This is a genomic window from Pantoea sp. CFSAN033090 (assembly GCF_001264395.1).
Taxonomy (GTDB): Bacteria; Pseudomonadota; Gammaproteobacteria; order Enterobacterales; family Enterobacteriaceae; genus Pantoea; species Pantoea agglomerans.
In genome coordinates this window covers 17,315-43,361 of the sequence record NZ_LGYX01000008.1, presented here as the reverse complement: position 1 = coordinate 43,361, position 26,047 = coordinate 17,315, and the positions used below count along the sequence as shown (strand labels likewise).

Sequence of the window (26,047 nt, the reverse complement as noted above, 5' to 3'; positions counted from 1 at the left end):
TAATTTTTAATGCCATTGAAATATTATCAATGTCCGCTCCTAGCACGAAGCGGACAAGCTAACTGAGCTAGAGGCCGCTATGAGCGAGGAGCGGACATCAGGTTAGCCGGTATTATGGGTGCCGCCTGTAATTTTCCCGGAAATACGTCTGTAGTTTTTAATGGTCGCACTGGAAAGTCTTGCTGCCGTATCTACGATGACAAAGCTGAAAGTGTTTTCAGTTATCAGGGGACTAAGATCTGTACAGGCAATAAGAAGAGCCTCCACATTAAGATTTGCCACTACAGACATTAAATTCATCCACTCTGCCTGTACACCGGAGTCATGAAAACCTTTCGTTTTAATCCGTCCAATTAGCGATGTGGTCATCTCACGAAGCAGAGGTGAATCAATAATCTCTTTGCCAGAAGCTTCTATCCGCTCCTGATAAAAACTCGCTTCCAGTGTAGGTTCCGTAGCCAGTACAGCAATCCTGGTTGCTTCTGCAGGCAGTGACTCAAGTGCACTGTCTGCGATATGCAGAAGTGGAATAGCGAAGCTCACCGCCTTCATTTCGGCAAAGTAGCAGTGCGCAAGATTACAGGGAACAGCTATCAGACTCACTTTGGCCCTGACGAGTTCGGCAATACCCTGCTGCAGGGTTGCGATCATCGCATTATCATCAACTTTCTTGCCAGGCCAGAAAGGTGTCGGCAACGAGATAATATGCATTTTAGGAAAATCCATATCATATTTCGCTCCGTACCCGATGTGACACTCTGTCACCAGCATATCAACGAAGGGGGCTGTGGAGCGGGGTCCCATTCCTGCAAGCACACCTATAGAAACAGTCATTGTCAGTGCCTCCTTTTAAGATCTTCTTTCCGCTTAACAAATTATAGCTAAGTTGCCTGCAAAATTACTGACGAACGGAATGAACATGCGGGAGTTCACTCAGAAAGGTGCAGGTGAACTGCCGCAATTGATCAACATATCATGATGCGGAGAGAGCAGGCTTCAGGCACAAAGCGGACCTACGCTCCGGAAGGTCCGCTATGAGCGAGGAGCAGACGTTTCACTTATGGCAACTGAATGTTCTAATACGTTAAACATAACTTCACTGTTGCGGATCATTGCTCATAAGCTTATAAAATCAGAAACCTATATGGAAATGAAGGCACTATGAACATTTCAATCAGAAAGTTACTGCCGCTAGAATGGGATCATGCTTACAGTCTGATTTCACAGCTACGGAACATTTCCAAAGAAAAATTTATCGAAAGCGTCAGAATTCAGACGTTGAACGGTTATGAACTTGTTGGCGCATTTGGCAATGAAAAAATGCTTGGCTTGATGGGTTTCCGTCCCGTTCATACTCTGGCCAGAGGATCACATCTCCATATTGATGATTTGATCGTAGATGAGGCTTTAAGAAGCACAGGGATAGGGAAAAAATTGCTGGATTTTGCCACCACTGAATCAGAAAGCAGGGATATGAACTTCGTGTTCCTTGATGCCCGACAGCAGGCGATACCGTTTTATGAACGGAATGGCTTTGTGGCTCACACATCTCCTTCAATGAAAAAGCCTCTCCGATAAAACCAGATAGCCTGTTCATAGGTGGGGGTGCGGACATTATAACTTTGCATCTACACCCTGTAGCAACATAAAAACATGAAGTTAAGGAAGTTTTTTGCACATAAAAACACTCAACGGATCTGTTGCATAAGGTGGGAATGAATTGCATATCTCATAACCGCATCTACGATAAAGTGCTATAGCCGGTTGCTGGTGAATCCCTGTTTCAAGCTGCAATAGGCTCAAATTCTTTTCTGAAGCAATCGTCTCGATTGCGCTGACTATCTGTTCTCCGAGCTTCCTACGCCGATATTCCGGTCGAATATAAACCCGCTTAATCTCAGCTGAGCCATTTTCATGAAATAGCAAAGCACCACAACCTGCAGGTAAGCCACCTTCATCACGTACGATAATGCACCGGAGCTGCTCATCAGTAACTGTTGAAAGATCCAGGCAGTGATTACTTTCTGCAGGATATAGTGCGTTCTGAAAGGCATCGAGTTCGCTTACCAGCCACAGTAGGTCAGAATCACTTTTATCTAATTCTGAAATGCTGAACATTCGCTATCCTGGATTCAGTTTTAACTACTGAATCTAACATAATGTTCCATCTATGACGGCCTTCAGTATTTTACATAGGAGTGCATGTGAAACATCCGCTTCTGGTACAAAGCGGACTGACGGCAGCCCTGGGTCCGCTATGAGCGAGAAGCATAAGTCGCTGCTGCGTGAGCCGGAATTGAGCTTTGGTGGTGCGGCGGGCGAGAAGAACAGTCCGCATTCCAAAAGCTTTCTCGATGGCGTCAAAAAGTTCTTCGACGATTTGACTCGCTAAGCGGAAACGCTGCGGTAAACATAAAAAGCTCCTGCTGTGCAGGGGCTTTTTTTATTGCTGTACTATTCAGCAAAACGTATCCGTTAGGCGTACTTAAAAATCTTTCTCAAGTTTCCGCTTTCGTTGTCGATAACCTGATTGCTGGCTGAGTGATGATTTCACTCAGCATTTTTTTTCATTTCAGGCGATAAGGATATTTATGAACAAGCTTTGTGTTGCGGCGTTGTTGGCTCTGAGTTTAACCGGCTGTGCGCAGCAGACTTTCGTAATGAAACAGAATCAAGTTGGTGCGGCGACGAAAACCACCAGCCAGCCGTTCTTTGTTTCAGGTATCGGTCAGCGTAAGAGCATTGATGCGGCGCAGGTGTGCGGCGGCCAGGAAAAAGTTAACCGGGTTGAAGTGCAGCAGACGTTTGTTAATGGCTTACTGAGCGTGGTGACGTTTGGTATCTACACGCCACGTGAAGCGCGCGTTTATTGCGCCATCTGATAATGCCTCAGGCCGGTTCGCCGGCCTAATCCTGCGCCTGTTATTAAATCGCATTAGTATATTGTAACTATTAAATTCTGCTCTCGCACCGCTGCGCGGCTCGCCTGCTGACGACATTACCCGAAACGAGTTCAGGCAACGTCGTCCAGCCTGGTAAAAGCAGTGGTAAGCTGTTGATGCGTGTCAGTCCGCTTTGAGCGAGTAACGGACATTGCTAAAAGCGGTCTGTAAGGATTAACAGGGAGCAGGTCATTCGCCTTCATCACTTATACGCATAAAAAGATCAAGCCTAAGGCATGCATCTGCGCGGGCATCCAGATGCGGTTTTTCGCACCTCCTCCAGCTAACTCCTCCACACGCCGACTTCAATAATGACGTCGCGTAGCCCCGCACCGGTTAAATCTGACGATAGAGAAAGTAATGTTTTCACTGATGATTTGTCCTAAAATCATGATCATTGAGTAAAAACGATGGCTGCAATCAGACTCATAGCATCATAAGCCGTGAAACAGTCAATCTGCATTTCAATTATTTCTACAAAATGAGGTCAAATTGAGGCCTTTAAGACAAGCTGCTACGGAGTGACTGGCATGAGTGAGTTAGTGACAATGGCCTTGAGGATCCCACCTGATGACGAATAAACAGGGTGTTTTGATTGTTAACCTTGGAACACCAAAAGAACCAACGCCTGTTGCAGTAAAGAAATTTTTATCTAAATTTCTGCATGACTACAGAGTGGTCGACTTACCAAGAATCATTTGGTGCCCCATTCTACATGGCGTGATTATCCCATTACGTGCAAGGCGAGTGGCGAAATTATATTCTTCGATTTGGATGGAGGAAGGCTCCCCTCTCATGGTTTACAGCGTCAGGCAAGCCCGTGCGCTTGAAGAAGTGACAGGTATGCCCGTCGAGCTGGGGATGAGTTATGGCGAGCCCAGTATAGGTAGTGCAATTGACAGGCTACTGGAAAAAGGCGTCGATAAAATTATCGTCATTCCTTTGTATCCCCAGTTTTCATCTTCGACCGTTTCTTCTGTTTGGGATAGCGTGAGCCGTCACCTGCAGATAATGAAGAACCGGTATACACCCTCCATAAATTTCATCAATGACTATGCCGATCACCCTGCCTACATTGAAGCGTTAAGAGCATCCGTTCAGGCATCTTTCGAAGCTAACGGCGTTCCAGATGCATTGTTAATTTCATATCATGGTATACCGGTAAGGTTTGTCAAAGAGGGGGACCGATACCAGGAAAGATGTGAGTTAACGACAAAATTACTCATTGAAGCAATCAATATGCCGTCACTGAAAATATTGATGACGTTCCAGTCAAGATTCGGCAGAGAGCCATGGTTAACGCCTTTTACTGATGAGACAATTAAAAATCTACCGAATGAAGGAATAAAAAGCCTGCAGGTAATCAGCCCGGGGTTTGCATCAGACTGTTTAGAAACGCTTGAGGAGCTTGATGAGCAGAACAGGGAGATTTTTATGCATGCGGGTGGTACATCGTTTACTTACATACCGGCGCTTAATGATAAACCGATTCATATCGAGATGCTGCGACAACTTGTGAACCTTAATCGGTTTCAGGGATGATTTTCACACTCTTGTGAGCGGATGTTGCAGGTGTCAACATTCATAGTGAAACCAGAAGTGGGCCCTCCCGGACATGTATGTGATACGTGCCGGGGCGGCGTTATAGGGGCCGCCTGGAAACCCGCTACTCCAGCTGCAAGCAACTGTCTTGTACGAGGGTATGAGTCGGAGATTATTCGTGGGCAAGTCAGCTATGAGCGAGGTGCGGACGTTTAGTATTTACGGGTACGCCTGCGCTGGCGCACCCGGTTACACTCAGGGCTTCCAGCGGCGCAGAGAGGTATGGTCTTCATACGGCAGCTTTGAAGGTAAAGAAATCAGTTCAATGACGCTACCCCACGGCGTGCGGCCGTAGCAGAAAAAGTTATTCTCTCCCACCTCAGTTGGAAACATCAGGGGCTGAGGAGAAGTAAACATTTTCCCACCAGCCTGCTCGAACAGGCTGATAGCCTCGTTGATGTCATCAACGTAAACAGCAAAATGCTGCAGGCCATAATCGCTGGGTCGCACGGGCTGACTTTGCTCTGGCCCCTTCATTTCAAAAAGTTCCAGTCCCGGGCCGTGCTTCAGCTTCATCATTCTGACCGTGGTAATTTTCGTTCCCGGGAACAGGTTCAGAATATTTTCCGTTTCTTCGCCTTTTACGTCGTCGTCTGAAGGCGAGACGGAGTCATAAATAACTTCTGCACCAAAGGCATCAGAAAAGAAGCGGGTAGCCTCATCAATATCAGAAACGGTAATGCCGACGTGGTCCATACCGCGAATAACGTTGGTAGACATAGTTTTCTCCCTGTGGTTGTTCAGATGTGAGTGATGTTATTAATCAGCCCTGGCGGGCCGCCATTGTTGCGAGCGCACTAAGCTGAGCCGAAATATGGTCACGGGTGTCCGCATCCGTTATGCGGCCGGATTTCGGATCAAGCCGGGATGAGGCCTGTCCAATCATGACCTCTGGCTTGTTAAGCACTCTGCCGTCAAGAAAGACCAGAATCTGGCGCAGGTGATACTGCGCCCTTGCACCACCTATGGCACCGGGTGACGCAGTGATTATGGCGACGGGCTTACCGGCGACAGGGGTATCCGGAAGACGTGAAAGCCAGTCCAGCGCATTTTTCAGGGCACCCGGCACAGAATAGTTATATTCAGGTGTGACAATAATCAGGCCGTCTGCTGCCGCTATCGCTTGTCCCATTTCCACAACCGATTCAGGAAACCCCTGAGCCTGCAGGTCAGCGTCGTAATGCGGTATTTCTCCGACAGAGCTGAGCGCGCTGACATCCACGCCTGCCGGCGCCAGCAGGCTAAGATTGCGGGCTACGACGGCGTTAAAAGAATCCGCGCGAAGACTGCCCAGCAGTGAGACAAATTTCAAAGGTCTTGTCTGTGACATGACTGCTCCCCGTGTTTTTAATATGGATACGCCGACAGGTGCCGGCACTTTGTTTTCGAACTGACTTAAGCCTGGTATAGAATTACACATCGATAAACACGCTATGAGTCGCCAGAGAGTCAACTTTATGTCTACCGGGTTTACAGCCGAATCCTTGCGAGGAATCACGACTTTTGTCACAACGGCCAGGTCCAGCAGCTTTACTAAAGCTGCGGAGCAATTGGGCATTACAAAATCTGCCGTCGGAAAAAGCGTGGCGCGGCTTGAGGAGAGGCTGGGAACGCGTCTGTTTCACCGCTCAACCCGTAAGCTAAGCCTGACCAGTGACGGAGAGGCCTATCTCACCAGTTGCCTCTCTGCGCTGGAAATTCTGGACTCGGCTGAAAATACGCTCAGCCGGCGGCAGGACAATCCTGCCGGAACGGTGCGTATAGACATGCCAGCATCATTCGGACGCAATCTGATGATGCCGGTGCTGCTAGAAGTGATGAATCTTTATCCAGCCCTGCGTCTGGTGTTGACCTTTAACGATCGTCTGATTGATCCGGTTGAGGAGGGCGTTGACCTGGTACTGCGCCTGGGTGAACTGCAGAGTACCGATGAGCTGATTGCGCGTCGTCTGAGCCGGCAGCGCCTCATGCTCTGCGCATCTCCCGCTTATGTTGAGCGGCATGGTCAGCCCTTTGATGTCGATGCGCTAAAAAAACACTGCTGCATTATGGGGTACCGACGGGGGGCACCGCTTGCCTGGCGGCTGCGGCCAGCCGGGGAGCGGGAAATAAAGTTTATCTCGGCCTCGGCACACCAGATAAGCGACGGAGACGCCATGCTTCAGGCCTGCCTGGCAGGAGCAGGTATTGCCCAGTTTCCGGAATCGATGGTGAACAGCCATATTGATGAGGGCAGGCTTGTTGCTGTTATGCCCGATCATATGCCCGTACCCGTCGGGCTGAACGTTGTCTGGCCCCGGACAAGGCATCTGATCCCCAAGGTCAGGCTTATTGTCGATGAACTGCTAAGTAAGGCCGAAAAAGGATACTTTGGCACTCTCAAGTAGAATTTTTGTCACCACTCAGGCGATTTCAGGGCTGTTTATCAACTCTAAGCAAGCTTATATCCTGTCTGTTCTGCTGCCATCACCGTGTCATGTGCCGGTTCTCTAAACGAAAGCCGGCACGTGTTATGCGCAGCTCAGACAAAAAAATAGGTTAACTGACAGGATATTTGTTATGCCACTTGCTCTCTGGGCGCTGGCGATTGGTGCATTCGGTATCGGTACGACTGAATTCATCATTGCCGGCCTGCTTCCCGTTATTGCCGCTGATTTCAACGTTACTATTCCCGTGGCCGGAAATCTGGCAACGGCTTATGCGCTGGGTGTTTTTGTCGGCGCGCCGGCCCTGATTATTCTGGGCTCAAAAGTGCCCCGAAAAGCCATGCTGGTTTTCCTGATGCTGCTGTTTGTGGCGGGTAACCTCGTTACGGCCTTTGCGCCCACGCTGGGAATTGCCATTCTGGGCAGGATCATCACGTCTCTGACTCACGGCGCCTTCTTTGGTATTGGTTCGATCATTGCTGCCGATATGGTTGCGCCGTCTAAGCGGGTAAGGGCGATTGCATTCATGTTCATGGGACTGACCGTAGCAAATCTTATTGGTGTTCCCGTCGGTACCTGGATCGGGCAGCATCTTTCCTGGCGAGATGCTTTTATGGTTATTGCCGCAATTGGAGTTGTTACGGTTATCAGCATCGGTATGCTTATCCCGCATCAGCCCCGTGCGGAGAACCATAATTTCGCACACGAGTTTAATGCCTTCCGCAACGTCAATGTTCTGCTGGCGATGGGCATAACGGTCTTTGGGCCGGGTGCTTTTTTTACCTCCATTACCTATATCGCACCCATGATGATCGAGCTGGCCGGATACAGCGAAAGCAGCCTGGCATGGCTGATGCTGCTGTTCGGTCTGGGGCTATTTGTCGGTAATCAGCTGGGCGGCAGATATGCCGATCGCGCGCTGATGCCGATGCTTTACGTCACCCTGGCCGCTCAGGCCGTAGTCCTGCTGGTATTTAACTTTACTGCCCACAACCAGGTCATGTCAGCGGTCTGTATTTTTCTGATGGCTGCGTTTGGGTTTGCGACCGTGTCCCCCATCCAGAAACTGGTGATGGACAAAGCGCGGGCGGCAGGGGCTCCGACGCTGGCTGCAGCCGTTAACATAGGCCTCTTCAATCTCGGTAATGCCCTGGGTGCATGGCTGGGAGGGGCAGTTATAGCGGCCGGCTTTGGTCTTCAGTCGCCTGACTGGGCAGGCGCGATACTCTCGGTTATAGCGCTGATTCTGGCAGTTATATCCGGACTGACTGACAAAACCGGGCATAGCGCTGCTATGCGTTCAGCTTCTCACAGTGAGTAACGTCCGCTTCTGGCCCTGAACAGACGTCGATGAGTTACAGGCGCTGCCAGATGGAGCGGAAATAAACAGTTTACTGGTAATCCCGTCATTGACAGTGAGATGGTAAAACACCTCACTTAAAGAGCAGCAAGAATGGCGGCTTCCATTTTCTCCGGGGTGGTGGTCGGGGCAAAGCGTTTGATCGGTATGCCGTCGCGCCCGATCAGGAACTTAGTGAAGTTCCACTTAATACGACCACCCAGCACGCCGGGTAATTCATCTTTCAGGTAACGGAAAATCGGGTGCGTTGAGGTGCCATTGACCTCAACTTTCCCGAACATCGGAAAACTCACACCATAGTTGATGTGGCATGTCTGCGCGATTTCTTCGGCACCGCCGGGTTCCTGCTTTCCGAACTGGTTGCAGGGAAAACCCAGCACCACCAGGCCCTGCGCGGCGTACTTTTTATAGAGCGATTCAAGACCTGCGTATTGTGGCGTGAATCCACAATGGCTGGCGGTATTAACCACCAGAACCACCTTGTCAGCATAGTCGGTCATCGGGATAAGCTGGCCATTCAGACTGGTGGCAGTGAGTTGATAAAAGGGAGACATGTCGCAATCCTCAGAGCAAAAACCGTGTGACGTTAACATTACCACAGAGTGCATAACGACAGCGGGGTCTGGGAAGCAGATGCTTAGTTAGCAGGTCAGGCATCCTGGCTTCAGGTGCTACCACCTGAGTTAATGACTATTTGCCACGTCAGATTTGGTTGTTATTCCTGATGAATTTTAACCACGACTTTACCCTTTGCATGTCCGCGTTGAAGCCAGTCAAGCGCATCCTGAGTTTCTGCAAATGGGAACACCCTGTCGATTACCGGTTTGATATGTCCTGCTTCAATAAGTTTGCCGATTTGGGTGAGTTGATCTCCATCAGGACGAACAAAGAGAAATGAATAATCCAGACCGCGCTTTTTTGAAAGGCGCATAATTTTGCGACTCATCAGGGCAAAAATCAGCCGCAGGAAGATATTCAGCTGCCGGGCTCGTGCGAAATTAACGTCTAATGGACCGACCAGAGAAAGAATCTTTCCGCCAGGTTTAAGAATCTGCATGGATTTTTCAATTGAATCCCCCCGCAGCGTGCCGAGTACAAGATCGTAGCCGCTCAGCACGGTTTCAAATTCCTGCTTTTTATAGTCAACCACTTCATCTGCGCCCAGCCGACTCACCCACTCCACGTTGGCTGAACTGGTCGTCGTCGCTACCCTGGCGCCAAGATGTTTCGCCAGCTGAATCGCAATAGTGCCAATTCCTCCCGAACCTGCCGGAATAAACACTTTTTGTCCTGCCCGCAGATGTGCTCTCTCTGTAAACGCCTGCCAGGCGGTGAGGCTAACCATCGGCAACGAAGCAGCCTCAATGAAATCCAGATTTTCAGGCTTAACAGCCGCGAGACGTTCAGGAACGCATGCAAAATCGGCGAGTGAACCTGTTCCCCTGTCGAAAATGCAGGCGAAGACTTCATCGCCCGGCTTGAAACGTGTCACCCGACTTCCTGTTGCAATCACCACGCCTGACAAATCACTGCCCAGCGTCGCCGGAAGTTTAAAATGCAGAATCGGTTTGAAAATTCCGCCGGGGATAATGTTATCAATGGGATTCAGACCAACGGCATAGACTTTTACCAGGATTTCATCGGCACCGGGGGAAGGGTAATCTACATTTTCAAATCCCAGCTCAGGTGACTTCCCGTAGCGTTTAAACGTAAAGGCTCGCATCGTCCTGGTTTTCATTTGGTGTTTATCCTCTGATGTTTAGCACTGACGTACTTTCAGGTGCCTCTGTTGCTGAGCAAAAAAGCGGCTCCGGGGAGCAACGTAATAAATAATGGAATAAGGTTTTGCCGGTTAATATGCTCATGCCGCCATTAAGACATTCTTGGTCGATTTACCGCTCAGCAGAACCTTGTAAAAGGTTCTGCTGAGCAGGGCTTAGCTAAAGGGTTTTGTATCGCTCTGCGGCCTCTTCCTGTCGGATGTCCGAGAGCAGACCCTGACGGGAGGCATCAAGAACATCCCAGCGATCAGCTTTATGTAATGGCGGAATCGTCACGTGTTCGCGGCGGTCAAAACCCGCCAGAGCGGCGTCAACCAGTTCGCCCACTTCCATCATTTTTGAGGCGTTACTGATGTCGATACCGGCACGATCCCAGATTTCGGTGTACGTACCTGCAGGGAGCACCGCCTGGATATAAATGCCTTTTGAAGAGAGCTCAACGTTCATTCCCTGAGAGAGGAAAAGAACAAAGGCTTTTGTTGCGCCGTAAACCGTCATTGCAAATTCCGGGGCGAGTCCGACTACGGAACTGATATTGACGATCGAACCTTCTCCGGCTTCTGCGAACCGGCGTGCTGCAACAGTGGCCAGTCTCGTCAGGGCAGTGACGTTAAGCGCGATAAGGCGTTCAATGGAATCAGGCGTCTGCTCGGTAAACGTGCCGGACTGAGCGATACCTGCGTTATTGATAAGAGTGCCTATCCGCGTGTCTTCCCGGAGGCGTGCTTCAACAGCAGCTAAATCACTCGCCAGCGTGAGGTCGGCAGGCAGCACATCGACGGAAATATGATTTTCCTGTCGCAGCCGTTCAGCAAGCGCCTCTAATTTCAATTTGTCGCGAGCAACCAGAACCAGGTCATGTCCACGACGTGCAAAGCGCTCAGCGTAAACAGCACCAATACCCGTTGATGCGCCTGTAATGAGGACTGAAGTACGAGTCATAGTTTTATCTTCTTAATTTGTTTGATAAAAATCGCCGTTAGCGATATAGGGTTAACCGTGATACCTGAAGAGTGATTAACTGTTACCGCTAAGCGATGGATAGTCGGTGTAGCCCTCCGCACCTCCGCCATACAGTGTTTCAGGATTAAGCGGAGCCAGAGGTGCTCCCGACTTAAGTCTTTCGACGAAATCGGGGTTAGAAATGAAGGGGCGACCGAACGCGAACAAATCGGCTTTGTCCTGTGCAAGATGGTCAGACGCCAGCGCCAGGTCATAGCCATTGTTACCGATGTAGGTGTTTTTAAAGCGGCGACGCAGCGAAACGTAATCAAACGGTGAGGCATCACGGGGACCTCCCGTCGCGCCTTCAACAACATGCAGATAAACGATACCTGAAGCATCAAGTTGCTCTGCCAGGTAGTCATATTGTGGCTGCGGATCGCTGCATGAAATCGCATTAGCAGGTGAGACCGGTGAGATGCGAACGCCCGTCCGCGCTGCGCCGATCTCATCTTTCACGGCCTCCGCGACCTCTAGTAGCAGACGCGCACGATTCTCAACTGAACCGCCATATTCATCTGTGCGCTGATTGGCACCATCTTTCAGGAACTGCTCAAGCAGATAGCCATTCGCACCGTGTATCTCTACGCCATCAAAGCCTGCGGTAATGGCATTGGCTGATGCCTTTCTGAAATCGGCAACAATGCCTTTTATTTCCTTCAGCTCAAGCGCTCTGGGTTCTGAAACATCAACAAAATGGTTGTTCACGAAGGTTTTGGTTTCAGCACGGATAGCTGACGGCGCGCCTGGTGCGGCTCCTTCTGGCTGTAAATCGACATGTGAAATTCGACCTGTGTGCCACAACTGCACAAATATCCGTCCGCCTTTGTCATGTACCGCATCTGTGACTTTACGCCAGCCCTCAATCTGGGCCTGCGTGTAGATCCCCGGCGTATCCTGATAGCCCTGCGCCTCTGCTGAAATCTGCGTAGCTTCGGTAATCAGTAACCCTGCTGTGGCACGCTGAGCGTAGTAAGTCGCTGCCAGTTCACCTGGCACCAGGCCTGCGCCTGCCCGGTTACGCGTCAGCGGGGCCATCACGATGCGATTCGCAAGTGTGACAGATCCCAGTTCATAGGGCTGAAATAAGGATTGATTCGTCATGGTTATTCCTTTGCGGATTAGCGGGTCAGTAAACTGATTTAATGATGATGATCGTAATCATTAAAGTCAACTGGTTTGATTATGATCATCATCAATGTATACTTAAGCTCAGTTTCAGGAGGAAAAGATGAAAGTGTCAAAAGAGCAGGTTCGCGAAAACAGGAACCGAATCGTTGAAACGGCGTCAGAACTTTTTCGTGAGCGGGGTTACGATGGGGTAGGCGTCGCTGAACTGATGTCAGCCGCAGGTTTAACGCATGGCGGGTTCTATAAGCACTTTGGGTCGAAAGCCGATTTGTTAGCCGAAGCGATGAACTGCGGCTTCGCGCAATCGGCGGAAAAAACTCAGGGTGTGAGTCGGGAAAAGTTCGTTGAATATTACCTTTCCCGCCAGCATCGCGATGATATGGCAAAGGGGTGTGTCATGTCGGCCCTGGGCACCGATGCAGCGCGCCAGTCTGAATCCATCCGCGAGACCTTTGCGGCCGGAATTGAACGACAGCTTGCCGTTTTAGAAACGGAACAGGTCACGCGTGCGGATCTGATCAATACGCTCGCGCAGCTTGTGGGTGCCCTGATGCTTTCGCGTGCCTGCCCGGATAATTCCGGGCTTGCTGATGAAATTCTGGAGGTCTGCCGTACGCGTCTGATCAGCCCGGATGCCTGTAAAGATTGAATCGATGCTCTTCCCGTTCAACCTTACTGAAGCCGTTGCGGCATGGACTGAACGCACCAGCCCGCTGGCGTTTTATTATGAACGGCGGGAAAGCGTAATCCGGACTTCCCGTTCCGGATACCATTCCCATCAACGGGCTATCGATCAGTCGGCCATCCACCTGGGACAGTGACGCATCACTCAGCCGTTGTCGCGGAATCCGGGATAAAGGCTCATTCCACCATCGATAAAAAGCGTGGTGCCATGAACGTAATCAGAGAGATCACTGGCAAGCCAGACGACGGCATTCGCCACATCTTCAGCCGCACCGATACGTCCATAAGGGATGAGCTTTAACAGCGCTTTGCCCGCTTCACCCTGGGTGCTTTCCTCGTTGATGGCGGTAGCGATAGCGCCGGGCGCCACTGCATTGACACGAATACGTTCTTCACCCACTTCCTGAGCCAGACTTTTCATCAGCATGTCAACGCCGCCTTTTGATGCGGCATAGTTGACGTGTCCGGCCCAGGGAATGAGCTGGTGAACCGAACTCATATGAATAATCTTACCGACAGCTTTGCTGATATCCTGGCGATGCTCCTGCCGCTTGAACTGCCGCAGCGCAGCGCGCGCGCAGAGGAACTGGCCAGTCAGGTTCACGTCCAGAACGGTATTCCAGTCCTCTAGCGTCATCTCAATGGACGGGGCATCTTTCTGCAGTCCTGAGTTCGCCACCAGGATATCCAGCCTGCCAAATTCCCTGATCGTCTGGTCAAAAAGATTCTCTACATCCGCCTCTTTCGACACGTCACCTTTGACAGCAATTGCACGGCCTCCATCGGCGCGGATTTTCTCAGCCAGCTCCTCGGCCGGTTCCGCCTGGCTATGGTAGTTAATCACTACACAGGCCCCTTCTTTAGCGAGTGCTTCTGCGCAGGCATAGCCGAGACCCGAGCTGGCACCGGTAACCAGCGCAACCTGATTTTTGAGAGAAAAGATCATGAGGCATCCTTATTTCTGTAAATGATGAGCGTCTTAAACCCGGCCGGCATCATCAGGAGAGTGAATATCGATGTATCGCTGACACTACGACGTCCAGCCACCCCCAAACTGATTAATCGGCTAGCCGGATCGGGCGCATGGGCCTGAGTCACTGAATTATAGATGTGAAGTACAGGGTTAGCCGCTAATGCGCCCTGGGTGGATAGTCAGGAAACGTTGAAGCAGGAACATAAGCAGTAAAAAATGGGATATCTGAAAGGCAAAAAAGCAGCTATCAGAAGATAGCTGCTTTTGACGCTCTGGCTTTTCTGGCTGGAATCCCTTTTACTATTTATTGCTTATTGCCTGATAACCAGGCCAGAGCTTGATCATTTTCTATCAAGACCACGAGACCGGCCCCATTTTCCTGAGGCAGAGGAGGTGGTAATGAACGCTAAAGAGTCTTTACCACCATTCCAGCCGCGGCCAGCATCATGATGGTACCGGCTGAACGGAAAAGGAGTCGTTGCGCTTTAGCGCTGGTCAGGAGGTGGCGTATTCTGAGGGCTGCAAAAATAAAAACGGCTCCCACACTCAAAAGGACTAACACGGTAAGCGGAACAAGCAGTCCTCCCCACATCTGAAAAGATACATTATCGAGAGAGATAACCAGAGGCAGTATAGCCAGATAGAAAGCGATGGTTTTAGGGTTTCCCAGCGTTATGGTCAGTCCTGAAAACCAGGCTGATGCCAGTTCTCGTTTTGTCGCTTTTTGATCGATATTTATTGCCTGAGGCTGGTGGCACCAGAACTGCCATGCCAGCAGGCATAGAAAGAGTGAGGCAGCCCAGTTAATCAGTGTAAAGAGAGAGGTATAGGTATGAGCGATCACCGCCAGACCAAATACCGCCACAGATAAATAAATCAAATCTCCGAGAATGAGACCGGCCAGCATCGTAAAGCCTGTTATTGCGCCCCCACTCACGCTGCGAGCGACTAATGCAGTCATCCCCGGACCCGGAATTGCAGCAGCTAAACCGAGTGCAGCAATATAAGATAGTATTTCAGTAGTTCCTGACATAGTTATTCCTGTTGAAATGCACTTCGGTAAAAGGGAACAGCGTTAGTTGTTTAAAAATGCCTGGTTTTGAACGATGGTTGTCATATAAAAATCTTAATTAAGGGTTAAAGATATGCATCCTTTTTATCAGTTGGTTTAACGTTGAAGGTGGGTGTTCAATTATTGCATGGCGGATATTACTGCATTAATTTAACTACACAGATGACAAGTTTAATTTTCATGTGCGCGCAGTGCTTTATCCGATCCTCTCTTCAAGAGATGATCGGCTCCCGGCATTTTTTAAATTAAATTGAATCATATGCATTAAATCAGGGTTCAGTTTTTCCTTATATTGTTTGTAATAACAGGCTGGAAAAGTAAAGATATTATGCAGCAGGAAAGCGGAAAATTGTTACCTATATTATTTACTTAACGCCTGTTTTTAGGTAAAAGTAACCCTAAACCGCCTCCATAAAGAAAGGAATTTCCCCTCATGATGCTCAGTTCGACAGATATGAAAATTCTCGAAATTTTACAGGACGATGCCCGGGTAACTAACCAGGTGCTGGCGGAGAAGATAAACATTTCAGCATCTCCCTGCTGGCGCAAAGTTCGTAAGCTCGAGGAAGATAATGTTATTCAGGGCTATCGTGCTGTTCTTGACCGCAAGAAAATTGGGCTGGGAGTAATGATTTTCATTCGGGTCGTCATTGACAGCCATAGCGAAGCGGAGGCCAGAAAGTTTGAAGAGGAAGTGACCGCCCTGGAGGATGTGGTTGCCTGTTATAGCATCGGTGGGGATGCTGACTTTCTGCTACAGGTTGTGGCTTCAGATCTGGACTCCTATGCTGATTTTGCAATGTCAGTGGTACGCAGGTTGCCAGGAATTAAAGAAATGCAGAGTATGTTTGTGCTTAAAGAGATCAAACCACTCGTTAGTTATCCTATTAAGAAAATCTCTGAGTAGTCTATCGCTGCCGGGATGCCCAGTGACTGATTATCAATTCCGCATAGAGCGGATTTAATGATCAGGCACGCTACCTGCGTTATTGATCGCACAAAACTGTTATCCGGCATGATCTTACACAAGTTAATAGCGGCATAGCGTTAGCAAGCTTGCTGACTCCCCACATTTTCTCTGCTTTAACAACACAAATATTTGTTATGACATGATTGTTGATAACGATCAGCAGTGCCTTTCAAAACGGAGCCGCCAGCGGCTTAAACTTTAATACATAGCCTCTCTTCAGCCTCTGTCAGCTTAAAAAGAGACGCTTATTTACATGAAATTATGCCATCAATCTACCCCCAGCCATAAAGTCCATGCTTTACCGTGACGATAACCGTTGTACCGGGATTTGCCGGTGCATTATTGTTTTCACCACGGAAAAAATATGAAACTTAATCATTTTACGATAGGGCAAAGACTCAGTGTGATGGCAGCAATCCTGCTGCTGGCGACAATGATTGTCGGTTTGAGGGGCATAAATCTGAATGCTCAGGCTCTGCAAAAAAATATTGACATCATGGCAAGCGAAACACGTGTCGCAGAGAGCATTGATACTGCACGTAATGCACAGGTTCAGTTTAAAATTCAGGTACAGGAGTGGAAAAATGCCCTCTTACGCGGCACACAAGGCCAGAGTGTTTTTGACAAATACAAAACGGCCTTTCTGACGCAGAGTGACAAAACTCAGGCACTGCTCCATCAACTGCTGATACTGCAACCCGAGCTTGGGATGGATACGGCGCAGGTGAAACAGACGATTGAGCTACACGTCCAGCTCAGACAAAAATACCTCGCTGCGTTGCAAAACTACGACACGCGTAACCTCGCCAGCGCCCAGCTGGTTGATAGCCAGGTCAATGGCATCGATCGTGAGCCGACCAAAATGATTGATGATGTCGTTCATCATACGCTGGCACATGCTCAAAAACTCAATCAGCAACTGACAGCGCAAAACCTTGCTCAGTACCGTGAAACCCGTATGACCTTATGGATCGCCATGGCCGGTATTTTACTTTCCGGCATAGTGATAACTGTCTGGTTAATCCGCAGCATTACCCATCCATTACGCGAAGCAGTCAATATTGCGCGCACCGTGGCTTCAGGTGATCTGCAGACCGTAATTCGTCCAAACGGACGTGACGAAACCGCAGAGTTAATGACAGCGTTGCGTGAAATGAATAGCAGCCTGACTTCAATCGTCTCTGGTGTACGTACCGGTACGGAAAACATCGCCTCTGCGTCAATTCAAATCGCGCAGGGCAGCCAGGAACTTTCCTCACGTAACGAGGCGCAGGCTGGCGCACTTGAAGAAACCGCTGCCTCCATGGAGGAACTCACTTCAGTGGTGAAAAACAACGCGCAGAACGCATATCATGCCAGCAATATTGCCCAGGATGCCCGCTCCATTGCGGGTCAGGGCGGCAATGTGGTGGAAAAAGTGGTACACACCATGAGTGAGATCCAGCAGTTCTCGAACGAGATTAACCAGATCATTACGGTGATTGACGGTATCGCTTTTCAGACTAATATTCTGGCACTGAATGCTGCGGTCGAAGCGGCGCGTGCGGGCACCGAAGGTCGAGGGTTTGCGGTGGTTGCGGCCGAAGTACGTGCTCTGGCACAGCGCTCTGCAAAAGCGGCAAAGGATGTGCGTATCCTGATCGAACGTTCTGTGAGTTCAATCGGCCAGGGCAATGAACTGGTTCAACACGCAGGGACAACGATGGAGGAAATTATTTTACGTATTCATCAGGTCAGCGAGTTGATTGAAAACGTATCATCGGCCAGTAATGAGCAGAGTGTTGGTATCGATCAGGTTAATCTGGCGGTTACCCATATGGACGCGGCCACTCAGCAAAATGCCGCGCTTTCTCAGCAATCCACAGCCGCAGCGCAGGCCTTACAGGCTCAGGCCGAAATGTTGCTTGCCAGTGTCAGCGTCTTTAAAATTAATAGTGCGCTGGTTTAAGCTTTAATGTCAGGGCGAGGTTTTCACGATGCCGCGCCCTGACAATCTTTCTCGCGACTGGATGATTTCAGTCGCCGAGCCTATTTAAGGCGTCTCATCAGAAAATCGGGCGCTAATCGCATCACGTTCGTAGCCCTGCGGTTGTGTCAGAATATGGTATAAATCAGGACGGCGACCATGGATCCAGCGACGTCCGGTACTCATTGCAAGTAGACTCAAATCAAGGTCAGCGCTCACCATAAAATCTTCCGCTGCCCAGGTTTCATTAATGATTCTTCCATAAGGATCCAGGATCATTGCATTACCTGTGCGCACCTCATCATCATCTGCACCTACGCCGTTACTGAAGAGAATAAATAAACCGTTGTCATGCGCACGAGCGGGCAGCCATCTCATCAGCCATTCCCGACCATTTGACCCTTTGAATGCAGAAGTAATTTCCTCCCTTCGCGTTTCCCGCTCCGCCCAGAGCGTCATCGGAATGGGTTTCATCGCATAAGGACTGCGGGAATCGGTACCGCCTGTCTGATGTGGCGCGAGAAGAATATCTGCACCCAGCAATGCCGTTGCACGCACATTTTCTACCAGATTATTGTCCCAGCAAATGAGGATACCTACTTTTACTCCCCAGGGCGTTTCAAAAACGGTAAAGCGGTCACCGCTGCTGATTGACGGATGTTCAAAAGCGTGGAGTTTGCGATGAGTGTGCATTGAGCCGTCCGGCATACAGGCAACATACGTATTATAGAGGCGGCCATCATCGGCTCTTTCGATAAGCCCGGCACCAATCAGCATTTGATGTTTCATCGCCAGGGAACGAATCAACGTAAGGGAAGGGCTCCCCTCGATCGGCTCGGCGAGAGCAGTTACCTCAGCCGAGGTGAGTTTGGGTACATGCCAGTAGCCGGTAATACACATTTCCGGGAATGTGAGGATTTTCACCTGCTCAATCGCTGCCTGTTCAATAAATTTCTCCATTATCAGCAGATTATAATTTTTATTATTTGCCAGATGCTGAAATTGCACGGTGGCAGCTTTTAAGGATGTATGGTTGCTCATGGTACTTCTCCGGTAGTAATCGAAACTGAATTACATAACCATTGCTGATAACTGTATAATCAAAACATTTCCGGTTTCGATAACCTTTTGGAATGTAAAAATGAACATCCGCTTGCTTAAGGCCTTTTTGATGCTGGCTGAAAAAAGAAATTATGCTGACGCGGCACGGGCGTTGTTTATTTCGCAACCTGCATTGACCAAGCAGATTAATCTCCTTGAGTCCCTGGTGGAAACGTCACTGTTTACGCGGGGGCGACATGGAGCCACACTCACGGGCGGTGGCAGGCGTCTGCTGCCAGAGGCTGAAAAAGTGGTCAGGCAAACCCGATTATTTATGCATCATGCAGAGCGGGTTTCAAAAGGGATTGAAGGGCATTTAGCCGTGGGGTTCGGTCTCTCAAGTTTTTATCTTGCACCACGCTGTATGGCAGAATTTCGTCGGGAGTGTCCGGGGATAGAGATGTCATTGACGGATCTTCCTTCCTTTCAGCAGTACGAACTTTTGCAAAATGATGAGCTCCAGATCGGTTTTGTCAGAGTTCCGCCTCCCGTAGCGCTGGATTACCTGCCATTGTTTACCGATCGATTGGTTTTGATTGCGCCTGCAAGTTCACCGTCATTGCCTGCTGATGACTGGCTGAAGAAACGCCCTCTGTTGCGACTTCATGCCGAGCGAGGACGGGGTTTAAATGCGCAAATTGACCGCTTTCTTCATGACAACGCGCTTTTCATATCATCCACTCAATTGAGTGATGATATACAAACTATTGTCGCGCTGGTCATCGCGGGCACGAGTGTTGCCCTTGTGCCATACAGTGTTATGCATATTGCACCGCCGGAGCTGGTTATTATTCCGTTAACAGGTGAGTCAATAAGCTGGAAAGTTGGCATTGCCTGGAACGCGAACCACGAGGATATAATCCGTGATAATTTTATTGCCAGTATAAAAAAGGGTATCGCGCTTCATGACGTCTGACCTTCCAGAAACAGGCACTCCTTTTGCCATATTGGATAGGGCAGGATTACTGACATAATTCTTAGCACCCTCTTCAGAAGAGGGTCATGACACGAAGGCACCCTGGCGACGAATAATTTCCTGTTGCGGATACAGCTTCTCAATACAAACCGTCATTCAAAACGTTCTGCACAGCAGGAATAGCATCCCCGTTTCGCATTATGTATCTGGATATAACTAATCTGCGGGTCGGCAAAAAAATGGCCGATGAGATATTCAGCAACTTTCCCCTCAGCTATATCCGCTTCTTTAAAAAATGCTTTCCGTCATAGGCCCTTAATGACAGCGTTCTGCTTAGCAGGACTTCAGGTAATTCATTGATGTAAATGCCTTGCCGGGTGCATCCCTCCCATATATAGATTGCATGAGTACCAAAATAGGGCGTGTCGGCAGGCTGATAGATGTGATTAATCAGGAGGGCGCTTTCTCCAGCGGGGATATCGCACAATGAGATTCTGTCGGGATAACCCGGATAGCACTCTACCGTTTGTCGTACTGCATGGTGTTTTTTCAGATATTCATCGCTCTGTCCAAAAAGATGAGCAAATTGCCCGGCGTTCAGGCCAGAAATTTTATATTTCATAGCATCCCTCTCTTTTCACCGTAACACCGCGAACAATGACGTTATCGAATACTGTGAGGAGAAACTCGCCGTTATCGGTCAGGGAATTTCATGATGTGACCGTCCGACAGTGGCAGGCGAGTGCTTCATCAGCTGCGAACTTCTCAGACGCTGGCTGATATCTTCACACAAGTGCTAAGGCCTCACATCCCGACAGCGGCGCTCAAGATACTCTGTTCCCTCTCAATCCTTCCGGTTCTCCTGTCGTCACTTCATTAAAAAGATCGCTGAACTCCACCCGTTAACGACATACTCGTCACATAAACTAAGGTTGATGAATACTTTTTTGTGACAAATAACACAACCTCATTACATCTTCCGGCGGGAAAGAATTTTTATCGTGATAATGGTTTTACTCAGTACATTACAGTTTTACAGAGTAAAACAAAGCGCTTTGCGGAATACACGTAAAGCGATGACAAAATTGTGAGGATCATCATGTCTGAAAAACAGCACATCACGACTTTCTCTGCCGATATTGAGCAGCAGACCGTTAAGAAGGTGGTCTGGCGCATTTTGCCCTTCCTGATTGTTTGTTATCTGATTGCCATTATCGATCGCGGCAACATTGGGATGGCTTCGTTACAGATGAACGAAGATTTAGGGTTGTCGAAAGCGGTATTTGGTTTTGCGAGTAGTCTGTTTTTTGTCGGTTACTTCCTGTTTGAAGTACCCAGCAATCTGGCCATGCAGAAAATTGGCGCAAAGATTTGGATCTCTCGCATCATGGTGTCGTGGGGTATCATCTCTGTCTGTACCGCCTTTGTTGAAAGTGCCAATACACTCTATATATTGCGCTTTTTACTGGGCGCCGCTGAGGCCGGATTTTTCCCTGGCGTCATTCTTTATCTGACTTACTGGATCCCCGGAAAGTACCGTGCACGCGTGATTGCTACCTTTATGGTGGCCATTCCTGCGGCGAACTTTATTGGATCGCCCATTTCTGGTCTGATTTTGTCACTGGATGGCTGGTACGGTATGCGTGGCTGGCACTGGTTATTTATCCTGGAAGGTATTCCGGCGGTCATTCTGGGAATTGCAGCCTTCTTTTTACTGAGCAATCGTCCCACGAATGCCAGCTGGTTAAATCAGGAACAAAAAGCGTGGCTGAACAGCACTCTCGAAGCCGAAAATGCGAAGAAGAAGGCGATAGGTCATATCTCTTTGTGGCAGTTGCTGCGTCACAAACATATCTGGGTGATGGCGCTGATTTATGCAGGCGCGTCTGCGGCGGGCTCAACGCTGAGCGTGTGGTCTCCGCAACTGCTTACATCGTTTGGACTGGATAACTTCACCACCGGTTTAGTCAATGCGATTCCCTACGGCCTGGCCTCCATTCTGATGATTATCTGGGGGAGAAGTTCTGACCGCAGCGGCGAGCGTCGCTGGCACACCGCGTTAACGCTGTTCTTAATTGCAGGTGGCCTGCTGTCAGCCTTTATCACCAATAGTCTGACCGGCAGTGTGGTGATCCTGTCGCTGGTATTAATCGGAGCCTACTCAATGAAAGGACCTTTCTGGGCGCTGGCATCGGGATGGATGTCATCGACTACCGCTGCCGCGGGTCTGGCGGCTATCGGTGCGATGGCGAATCTGATCGGCGGTGGGGTGATGGTCAACGTTTATGGCATTATCAATCAGGCGACCGGCAGCCATACGCTGGCTATGGTGCCACTGGCTATCCTCTGTGGTATCGGGGGCATTGCCGTGCTGGTCATGGGCCGCAAAAAAGTGTTAACCATCGACGTTGAAAATAGCGCTTCGTCAGTCAGTAAATAAAGTAATCCAGCCTGCAGACGCTTAGCAGCGCCTCTGCAGGCGGGTTCTTCCGGCTTTATCTCTGCCATATAAACATTCCACATCCTGTCATTACCTGAATCATTCTGCTGGTTGTTGATGTCTGTTATGTGTCAGATTCGGAAAGAACTTACCTTTGGGGATTTACTGACAATACGCAGTTTAAGAGCGTTCAGAACTGTTAAGCATGAGATCAATAAAGGCGCGTACAGCAGGATTTGAACGCCGGCTCGCATGCCATACCGCAGAAATATTATGCCGCTCTACTGAAAAATCAGTGAGAAGGGGCACTAACTCCCCGCGCTTAACCCAGGAAGCAGCCATAAAACTCGACACCATGCCTATTCCGGCACCGGCCGCCACAGCCGCGATAACGGCTTCGCTTGCATCGACGATGACAGCAGATGATGGCACAATTTCAATCTCCCGCTCGCCAACCCGGAACGGCCAGCGAAAAATCTGCCCCGTATTTTGATATCGCAAATTAACCGTTTTATGCCCGATAAGATCATTGGGGTGTTCGGGTTCCGGGCATCGGGTCAAATAATCTGGCGAAGCATAACAACCTATCTGATAGGGCGACAAACGACGCGACAGAAGATTTGAATCTGCGAGGTCGCCGATCCGAATGGCTATATCAATACTCTCTTCAACAATGCTAATTACGCGATCACTCAGCTTTAAGTCGATTGTCACTTTAGGATGAAGTGCACAGAATTGCGGAAGGAGAGGCGCGATCATATGAACACCAATCGGAAACGATGCCGCAATGCGTAATGTTCCTGCTGGCTCCTCTCGCGATCGCATGGCGACCTGCTCAAGCTCCTCAGCATCGCGTAATAACTGCAGCGTGCGCTCGTGCAGTTCACGACCTTCAGCAGTTAGCACCAGCGAACGGGTGGTTCGGGTGAACAATGTGACGCCAAGACGCTGCTCCAGTCTCTGGATACTTTTACTTATCGCGGAAGGGGATACTGCCAGCGAGCGAGCGGCAGCGGTAAAGCTGCCGCGCGATCCCGCACGAGCGAATGCAATCAGACCTGTTAGTCTTTCAAAGATTATTTGTTCCTTCATGGCAATATTAAAGCGAAATCCAGCCCCATTATCAATCATCACAATTGGTCATATTCTGGCACCTGAATCTGTGTTGGAGTGAAATTGCCATGACTGAAATGATGAAAGCAGTACAGCTACATGCGTTTGGTGGCCCGGAGAATCTCAGGTATGAAGATGCACCCTGCCCAACTATCGGGGCTGACGAAGTCCTTGTGCGCGTGCATGCCGCAAGTCTGAACCCACCAGACTTGTATCTGCGTGATGGTTATCGGGCGCTTCCGCCTGAGTGGCGGCCCGAACCCCACTTTCCCTTAATCCTGGGAACGGATGTTTCAGGTGTTATCGAAGCCGTGGGCGAAAATGTTTCCGCATTCAGCACCGGAGATGAAGTCTATTCAATGGTGCGTTTTCCTGATGGGGTAATGGCCGGTAGTGGAGCTTATGCCGACTATGTAAGCGTTCCTGCATCAGAGGTGGCGTTAAAACCTCCTGGAATAGACCATATCCAGGCAGCGGGTGCCCCAATGTCACTGCTCACCGCGTGGCAATTTCTTGTCGACGTCGGCCATGATGCGCCCAATCCGTTTCAATCTTTCAACCATAAACCGGTTCTGCTTGAAGGCCAGACAGTGATGGTTAACGGTGCAGGAGGTGGCGTAGGGCACATTGCTGTTCAGATCGCGAAGTGGAAGGGTGCGAGAGTCATTGCCGTCGCTTCTTCCCGTCATGAAGTGCTTATGCGCGAACTGGGCGCAGATGATTTTATCGACTACACCAAAGTAGCCGCTGAGAATGTAGTGAAAAACGTCGATCTGGTTATTGATGCTGTTGGCGGAAAGCATATAGAGCGCTTTTTAAGCTGCATCAGACAGGGCGGAGCACTATTTCTGGTGAATCCTTTGAGTTTCACTGGGCAGACTGAGGCTGCTCAAAAAGGGATTACTGTGTCAACAACGCAAGTGCGTTCAAGTGGTCTGCAGCTATCCGAAGCGGGGCTTTTACTGGAAAAAGGCATTATCAACGTCGTGATTGACAGTACCTATCCATTAGCCATGGCATCAGCCGCACATCGGCGCGCTTCGTCAGGAAGTATCCAGGGCAAAATTGTGCTGACTAACTTCTGATTACCCCATACCTGATCAGCCATTTTCTGAGGGCGAGTAGCAGTCAGTTAAAGGAAAAATAAGATGCTTATCATTTCCGGTTATATGTACATTGATCCTTCTGTCCTGGAACAATTTATGGGAGAACTTAACTTATTGGCAAATGCCGTTCGACAACGTGATGGAAACCTTTCATATAACGCTGCCGTGGAGGACTATCAGACCGGAAGTTTGCTTATATCAGAACGATGGGTGGATCAGGACGCGCTCAATGCCCATCTTATAAAAACCGACACGGTAGAGTTTATCAACCGATGGCAGGGAAAAATGAAGGGGGAACTCTTCAAATATGACGCCTGTAACGAGAGAGGGCTTATGGATGGGTGAATAAAAATCTTATTAAAATCGAGAGTGCTTTATTATCAAGCCTCGGATCTGTGAGTAATCGCTCTTCGCTCATAGCAGGCATAAGCCTGGACGATGGTCTGCTTTGTGTCAGAAGCGGACATCAGAGGCTTAAGCAGCAAGGATATTTTTCGGAGCTGAGGAGACCGGATCTGTCAGATAAATATATTGAGTGATATTTAACTGCTTTCATCTTTTGCAAAACTGGCGTTTAGTCTTTTCAGCACTTCACTTATGCCCCTGCTGACAATCCGATCCTCCCGCATTACTGTCCCCAGAGTCCGGTGAAGCGAGGGCGTCACAGAGTAAAGGCTGAGACCCTGACTTTCTTCCATACCAGCAACGGACATAAGGGGAACGATGCTGTAGCCCAGACCGGAACGTACCATTCTTTTGATTGCTTCAATACTGCCAAGTTCCATCACAGGGCTGGCAGTATGCCCGGCATACCGGAACCATTCGTCGATTAGGGCGCGTGTGCCGCTTCCGGGTTCAAAGATAATCAGCGGCAGTGACAAAAGGGCGTCGGGAGACAGCGGGTTCGCACTCTGCTCTGATGCATCCTTTTCCATGATAACAACAAACTCATCAGTACCCAGCGGGCTTACGCTCAGGCATTTGCCGGTTACTGGAAGCGTTACAAGTCCAATGTCTATACGATTCTCTCCTACGCTCCGAACAATTTCGGAAGTATTGCCCGTGCGTACGTCTACTTTCAGCAGGGGATGTGCCTGTCGCAGCTGTTGCAGTAAGGGAGGCAGAAGATGAATACAGGCTGTTGCACCAGTGCCAACAGTAACGGTGCCGGTGATGTCGTCTGAATGCAGAGACACCGATTCAATGGCCGTATTTACCACTGAATCAATTTTCATACAGTGCTCAGAAAAAGTCAGCCCGGCAGGAGTGGGCCTTATCCCCCGGCTGGTTCTCTCAATAAGCCGGACATGGAGTGCCTGCTCCAGCTGTCTTATCTGCAGGCTGACAGCAGGCTGTGATAGTCCGAGAGCTTCTGCCGCTCCGGAGAAACTGCCCCGGCTGATGACCATCCTGAAAGTAGCAAGGTGATCAAGGTTCAGGTTTGCCATGCCAAAGTTTTCCT

General features: G+C 49.5%; 25 protein-coding genes and 2 pseudogenes. 13 read left to right on the top strand and 14 right to left on the bottom strand.

Annotation, left to right across the window (positions count from 1 at the left end; all coding sequences use genetic code 11):
* Positions 1–102: 102 nt before the first annotated feature.
* Complete coding sequence (locus AFL22_RS09430; protein ID WP_052271243.1) at positions 103–834, bottom strand: aspartate/glutamate racemase family protein; 732 nt, start codon at positions 832–834, stop codon at positions 103–105.
* 327 nt (positions 835–1,161) lie between these two features.
* On the opposite strand from AFL22_RS09430, the gene AFL22_RS09425 reads away from it, so the two are divergent.
* Complete coding sequence (locus AFL22_RS09425) at positions 1,162–1,578, top strand: GNAT family N-acetyltransferase (protein WP_033786822.1); 417 nt, start codon at positions 1,162–1,164, stop codon at positions 1,576–1,578.
* Between the two features lie 81 nt (positions 1,579–1,659).
* Here AFL22_RS09425 and AFL22_RS23315 read toward each other — a convergent pair whose 3' ends face one another.
* Positions 1,660–2,118 carry a GNAT family N-acetyltransferase gene (locus tag AFL22_RS23315; protein WP_072123870.1) on the bottom strand — a complete coding sequence of 153 codons (459 nt, stop codon included), beginning with the start codon at positions 2,116–2,118 and terminating at the stop codon, positions 1,660–1,662.
* A gap of 139 nt (positions 2,119–2,257) precedes the next feature.
* Here AFL22_RS23315 and AFL22_RS23310 point away from each other — a divergent pair.
* The 3 genes and pseudogenes from AFL22_RS23310 to hemH form a co-directional block, all read left to right on the top strand.
* Positions 2,258–2,392, top strand: a pseudogene (locus tag AFL22_RS23310) (molecular chaperone DnaJ); the annotation flags it as partial.
* Between the two features lie 199 nt (positions 2,393–2,591).
* Positions 2,592–2,882, top strand: coding sequence for a Bor family protein (locus AFL22_RS09415; RefSeq protein WP_010259114.1), 291 nt, complete (start codon positions 2,592–2,594; stop codon positions 2,880–2,882).
* Between the two features lie 630 nt (positions 2,883–3,512).
* Positions 3,513–4,484: a ferrochelatase gene (gene hemH, locus AFL22_RS09410; protein ID WP_052271242.1), complete on the top strand. Its 972-nt coding sequence runs from the start codon at positions 3,513–3,515 to the stop codon at positions 4,482–4,484.
* Between the two features lie 255 nt (positions 4,485–4,739).
* On the opposite strand, the gene AFL22_RS09405 is transcribed toward hemH, so the two are convergent.
* Together AFL22_RS09405 and AFL22_RS09400 are read right to left on the bottom strand one after the other, a co-directional pair.
* Positions 4,740–5,264, bottom strand: a complete 525-nt coding sequence (locus AFL22_RS09405) for a VOC family protein (protein ID WP_010670676.1) — start codon at positions 5,262–5,264, stop codon at positions 4,740–4,742.
* 43 nt (positions 5,265–5,307) lie between these two features.
* Positions 5,308–5,874: an NADPH-dependent FMN reductase gene (locus tag AFL22_RS09400; RefSeq protein ID WP_031292513.1), complete on the bottom strand. Its 567-nt coding sequence runs from the start codon at positions 5,872–5,874 to the stop codon at positions 5,308–5,310.
* A 127-nt stretch (positions 5,875–6,001) separates the two neighbouring features.
* On the opposite strand from AFL22_RS09400, the gene AFL22_RS09395 reads away from it, so the two are divergent.
* Together AFL22_RS09395 and AFL22_RS09390 are read left to right on the top strand one after the other, a co-directional pair.
* On the top strand, positions 6,002–6,931 hold the full coding sequence (locus AFL22_RS09395; RefSeq protein WP_052271241.1) for a LysR family transcriptional regulator: 930 nt from the start codon (positions 6,002–6,004) through the stop codon (positions 6,929–6,931).
* Between the two features lie 172 nt (positions 6,932–7,103).
* On the top strand, positions 7,104–8,291 hold the full coding sequence (locus AFL22_RS09390; RefSeq protein ID WP_052271240.1) for an MFS transporter: 1,188 nt from the start codon (positions 7,104–7,106) through the stop codon (positions 8,289–8,291).
* A gap of 116 nt (positions 8,292–8,407) precedes the next feature.
* Here the strand turns inward: AFL22_RS09390 and AFL22_RS09385 are convergent, their stop codons facing one another.
* The 4 genes from AFL22_RS09385 to AFL22_RS09370 all read right to left on the bottom strand — a co-directional run bounded on the left by AFL22_RS09385 (position 8,408) and on the right by AFL22_RS09370 (position 12,217).
* Entirely contained in the window at positions 8,408–8,884 is a 477-nt protein-coding gene (locus AFL22_RS09385) for a glutathione peroxidase (RefSeq protein ID WP_052271239.1), read from the bottom strand.
* 161 nt (positions 8,885–9,045) lie between these two features.
* Positions 9,046–10,068, bottom strand: coding sequence for an NADP-dependent oxidoreductase (locus tag AFL22_RS09380; protein WP_052271238.1), 1,023 nt, complete (start codon positions 10,066–10,068; stop codon positions 9,046–9,048).
* A gap of 202 nt (positions 10,069–10,270) precedes the next feature.
* Positions 10,271–11,053 carry an SDR family oxidoreductase gene (locus AFL22_RS09375; protein ID WP_052271237.1) on the bottom strand — a complete coding sequence of 261 codons (783 nt, stop codon included), beginning with the start codon at positions 11,051–11,053 and terminating at the stop codon, positions 10,271–10,273.
* A gap of 75 nt (positions 11,054–11,128) precedes the next feature.
* Positions 11,129–12,217, bottom strand: a complete 1,089-nt coding sequence (locus AFL22_RS09370; RefSeq protein WP_052271236.1) for an alkene reductase — start codon at positions 12,215–12,217, stop codon at positions 11,129–11,131.
* Between the two features lie 127 nt (positions 12,218–12,344).
* Here AFL22_RS09370 and AFL22_RS09365 point away from each other — a divergent pair, with 127 nt between their 5' ends.
* Positions 12,345–12,893, top strand: coding sequence for a TetR/AcrR family transcriptional regulator (locus tag AFL22_RS09365; protein ID WP_010670684.1), 549 nt, complete (start codon positions 12,345–12,347; stop codon positions 12,891–12,893).
* 180 nt (positions 12,894–13,073) lie between these two features.
* On the opposite strand, the gene AFL22_RS09360 is transcribed toward AFL22_RS09365, so the two are convergent.
* Both AFL22_RS09360 and AFL22_RS09355 read right to left on the bottom strand, forming a co-directional pair.
* Positions 13,074–13,874 (bottom strand): SDR family oxidoreductase, encoded by an 801-nt coding sequence (locus tag AFL22_RS09360; RefSeq protein WP_052271235.1) that lies wholly within the window; start codon positions 13,872–13,874, stop codon positions 13,074–13,076.
* A gap of 433 nt (positions 13,875–14,307) precedes the next feature.
* Entirely contained in the window at positions 14,308–14,934 is a 627-nt protein-coding gene (locus tag AFL22_RS09355) for a LysE family translocator (RefSeq protein WP_022624675.1), read from the bottom strand.
* Between the two features lie 472 nt (positions 14,935–15,406).
* On the opposite strand from AFL22_RS09355, the gene AFL22_RS09350 reads away from it, so the two are divergent.
* Positions 15,407–15,880 carry an Lrp/AsnC family transcriptional regulator gene (locus AFL22_RS09350; protein ID WP_052271234.1) on the top strand — a complete coding sequence of 158 codons (474 nt, stop codon included), beginning with the start codon at positions 15,407–15,409 and terminating at the stop codon, positions 15,878–15,880.
* 427 nt (positions 15,881–16,307) lie between these two features.
* Entirely contained in the window at positions 16,308–17,891 is a 1,584-nt protein-coding gene (locus AFL22_RS09345) for a methyl-accepting chemotaxis protein (RefSeq protein WP_052271233.1), read from the top strand.
* An 84-nt stretch (positions 17,892–17,975) separates the two neighbouring features.
* Here the strand turns inward: AFL22_RS09345 and AFL22_RS09340 are convergent, their stop codons facing one another.
* Positions 17,976–18,950 carry a nitrilase family protein gene (locus AFL22_RS09340; RefSeq protein ID WP_052271232.1) on the bottom strand — a complete coding sequence of 325 codons (975 nt, stop codon included), beginning with the start codon at positions 18,948–18,950 and terminating at the stop codon, positions 17,976–17,978.
* Positions 18,951–19,050: 100 nt separating this feature from the next.
* Between AFL22_RS09340 and AFL22_RS09335 the strand changes: the two genes are divergently transcribed.
* Complete coding sequence (locus AFL22_RS09335) at positions 19,051–19,926, top strand: LysR family transcriptional regulator (protein ID WP_052271231.1); 876 nt, start codon at positions 19,051–19,053, stop codon at positions 19,924–19,926.
* Positions 19,927–20,078: 152 nt separating this feature from the next.
* On the opposite strand, the pseudogene AFL22_RS23305 reads toward AFL22_RS09335, so the two are convergent.
* A pseudogene (locus AFL22_RS23305) lies at positions 20,079–20,548 on the bottom strand (DUF1203 domain-containing protein).
* Between the two features lie 477 nt (positions 20,549–21,025).
* On the opposite strand from AFL22_RS23305, the gene AFL22_RS09330 reads away from it, so the two are divergent.
* Positions 21,026–22,366 carry an MFS transporter gene (locus AFL22_RS09330; RefSeq protein WP_052271230.1) on the top strand — a complete coding sequence of 447 codons (1,341 nt, stop codon included), beginning with the start codon at positions 21,026–21,028 and terminating at the stop codon, positions 22,364–22,366.
* 180 nt (positions 22,367–22,546) lie between these two features.
* On the opposite strand, the gene AFL22_RS09325 is transcribed toward AFL22_RS09330, so the two are convergent.
* Positions 22,547–23,458: a LysR family transcriptional regulator gene (locus AFL22_RS09325; RefSeq protein ID WP_052271367.1), complete on the bottom strand. Its 912-nt coding sequence runs from the start codon at positions 23,456–23,458 to the stop codon at positions 22,547–22,549.
* Between the two features lie 89 nt (positions 23,459–23,547).
* On the opposite strand from AFL22_RS09325, the gene AFL22_RS09320 reads away from it, so the two are divergent.
* Both AFL22_RS09320 and AFL22_RS09315 read left to right on the top strand, forming a co-directional pair.
* Complete coding sequence (locus tag AFL22_RS09320; RefSeq protein ID WP_052271229.1) at positions 23,548–24,564, top strand: NADP-dependent oxidoreductase; 1,017 nt, start codon at positions 23,548–23,550, stop codon at positions 24,562–24,564.
* Positions 24,565–24,627: 63 nt separating this feature from the next.
* Positions 24,628–24,930: an antibiotic biosynthesis monooxygenase gene (locus tag AFL22_RS09315; RefSeq protein ID WP_052271228.1), complete on the top strand. Its 303-nt coding sequence runs from the start codon at positions 24,628–24,630 to the stop codon at positions 24,928–24,930.
* Between the two features lie 197 nt (positions 24,931–25,127).
* Here AFL22_RS09315 and AFL22_RS09310 read toward each other — a convergent pair whose 3' ends face one another.
* Positions 25,128–26,033 carry a LysR family transcriptional regulator gene (locus tag AFL22_RS09310; RefSeq protein WP_052271227.1) on the bottom strand — a complete coding sequence of 302 codons (906 nt, stop codon included), beginning with the start codon at positions 26,031–26,033 and terminating at the stop codon, positions 25,128–25,130.
* Positions 26,034–26,047 lie beyond the last annotated feature (14 nt).